Source organism: Acidovorax sp. LjRoot204, assembly GCF_056175785.1.
Genome location: NZ_JBGFFF010000292.1, coordinates 1 through 2,419, shown reverse-complemented (window position 1 = coordinate 2,419; position 2,419 = coordinate 1). Strand labels below are relative to the sequence as shown.

Annotated in this window: 4 protein-coding genes; all 4 read left to right on the top strand. The window is 57.4% G+C overall.

All coding sequences use genetic code 11. The features are described 5' to 3' along the window. The coding region (locus AC04MI_RS24630) for a virulence factor TspB C-terminal domain-related protein (protein ID WP_476498977.1) at positions 1 to 358 on the top strand (358 nt) is incomplete at its 5' end. Between the two features lies 1 nt (position 359). Beyond that, a complete protein-coding gene (locus AC04MI_RS24625) occupies positions 360 to 656 on the top strand; it encodes a DUF2523 family protein (RefSeq protein ID WP_435998647.1) in 297 nt (98 codons plus the stop codon). Beyond that, complete coding sequence (locus AC04MI_RS24620) at positions 656 to 1,837, top strand: zonular occludens toxin domain-containing protein (protein WP_435998645.1); 1,182 nt, start codon at positions 656 to 658, stop codon at positions 1,835 to 1,837. The genes AC04MI_RS24625 and AC04MI_RS24620 overlap by 1 nt, the downstream gene beginning before the upstream one ends. 64 nt (positions 1,838 to 1,901) lie before the next feature. Next, positions 1,902 to 2,419, top strand: a 518-nt coding sequence (locus AC04MI_RS24615) for a TraX family protein (RefSeq protein WP_476498976.1), incomplete at its 3' end; no start/stop codon positions are given.

The window sequence follows — 2,419 nt, the reverse complement described above, 5'->3', positions numbered from 1 at the left end:
GGTTACTGATTCCGATTGGGGCGATCAGGAACCGCCGAATCAAACCGATTGGCCTGGCTTCTGCGATTGGGCCACGGTGGTCTGTGAGTTCATCAACTGGTTCAAGCTCGACCCGCAGCTTCCTGACGATGTAGAGCTTCCTTACGAGGAAAAGGAAATCGAATGGCAGGAGCGTGACAGTGGTTTGGGCGCCGGCACGTGCCCTGCGCCCATTTCAGCATCTGTCCTAGATACCACTGTGGAGTTCGGTTACGAGGGCATTTGCGGATTCATGGAATACATGCGTCCTGTAGCGATTGCGTGCGCGTGGATCAGCGCTGCGTTCATCGTCGTCAACGCCCGCCCAATGAGGTTCTGACATGCAAGGTCTTCTCCTGAAACTCGGCATGTGGGTGCTTGGCGGATTCATCGCCCGCACCTTGGTGGGTGCCGGTCTGACTATCGTCGGCTATGTCGCGTTCGTTCCCCTGTTGGAATACGGCTTGGATCAGTTGAACAACGCCCTTGGCGGAATGGCTGCTGACGTGTTGAACGTCCTGCTCCTGGGCGGATTGGGCGACATCATCACGATCATTGGCAGCGCGATGATGACCAAAATTTCCTTGCTTGCTGGCCTTGCTGGCTTGGCGCGCGTGCACACGCAGGGATCGCCGTAATGCTGACCATCATTTCAGGCCAGCCCGGCAACGGAAAAACGCTCAAGGCTATGGCTGAGATGGAAGCGGCCTATCTGGACAATCAGCGCCGGTCCAAGCTTCCGCCTGACCATAAGGACTATCAACCCGAGCGCGAGTTTTACTCCAACGTTGCAGGCGCTACCCGCGAAGAGAACCCTGATGCATTTCCGTGGGTTCAACGCATGCCCGAACACAACGACTGGACGATGCTTCCCAAGGGCAGCTACGTGCAGTACGACGAAGGTCATGCGGACGGAATCACGCCCGGCTTAGAGCGTTACGGGCTGCTATTCCCTGCCACTGGTAAGCCCGGCGAATCGCAGGACCACCGCATCCGCGCTATGTCCACGCACCGCCACGGCGGTTATGACCTTGTCATCATCACGCAGTGGCCCTCCAAGGTGCATCACAACGTCCGCCAGCAGTGCGGCCGGCATGTGCACATGAATCGCTCCATGGGCCTACAGGCCGCCGGCACGATGGTCTGGTCACGGTGTCAACCAGACCCCTACGACGAACGCGAACGCGAGAAGGCTGATGAAGAAGTCTGGTCGTACCCGAAGGAACTGTACAATCGCTATAAGAGCGCCACGCTCCACACCACATCCCACAAGTTCAAGCTGCCGAAAAAGATTAAAAACGGGCTGACGACTGCGTTTTCGCTCGTTGTAGTACTCGCTGCCGTGTGGTGGTGGATGGGCTGGGACCTGAGCGTGTTTTTCGGGGGAGGGGAGCCGGCAAAAGCGGAGGCCACCGCAGGTGGCCCGCGGCCGGCTCCCTCCGTGTTCGGGTCCGATGTACCTGTGGGGGAGGGGGAGGGCCTCGGTCAATTGCCAGGCATGGGCGCATACGCCGATCTGAATACCGCTCCGACGCCGTCGCTTATGGGCTGTGCATCCGGCGACCGTTCCTGTCGCTGTTTCAACACTGACGGTTTCGTCATTGATATGCCGCGCGCTCGTTGTCTTGCACTGCTCGCCGACCCGTTGCCTTTCAACATCAAGCATGAATACGCCAACAAGAGGGAACCTACGCGTGAACAGTCAACTTCTCGAACGGTGGGGTCTTCGAGTTCTCCGGTCGCTGGTACCGTCATTTCTGCTCACATGGGTTCGCCAGTCACCGGCGAGGTACCCGAGAAGTACACCGCTACTTGGTGACCTTTCTGCTATGTCGCTCTCATCGGGTGGTCGTGAAATCGCCAAGTGCTTGGCCCTCATTCTGATGACCTTCGACCACACCAATAAGGTTTTGTGGGCTGGCTCGTTTCAATGGATGAGTGACGCTTCTCGCATCGTGTTTCCTATCTTCGCAATCGTGTTGGCTTACAACCTTGCATCGAATCATTCGACCGACCGCGTTCGTCGCTCTCTCTTCGCCATGTTGGTGTGCGCTGTAATTGCTCAACCTCTGCACGCCGCTGCGTTCGGCATCTTTCTACCGCTCAATGTCCTTTTCACTCTCGCACTTGGTGTCTATGTTGCGTATGAGCGCAATTGGTTCATTGCGTTTGCAGCATTCGCAATCGGTGGGGTAGTGGTGGATTATCAGTGGATGGGCGTTGCTGTGGTCGTCACTGCCACCTGGGCAATTCGTTATCCGTCTCGTCTCAACTACTCCCTCCTTGTTGCATCCGTTGCTTCCTTGCAGATCATCAATGGCACGTGGTGGGCGCTCGCTGCATTTCCCGTTCTGTGGCTGCTTGGCCAAGTCGATGCATACATCCCCCGTCACCGCTGGGT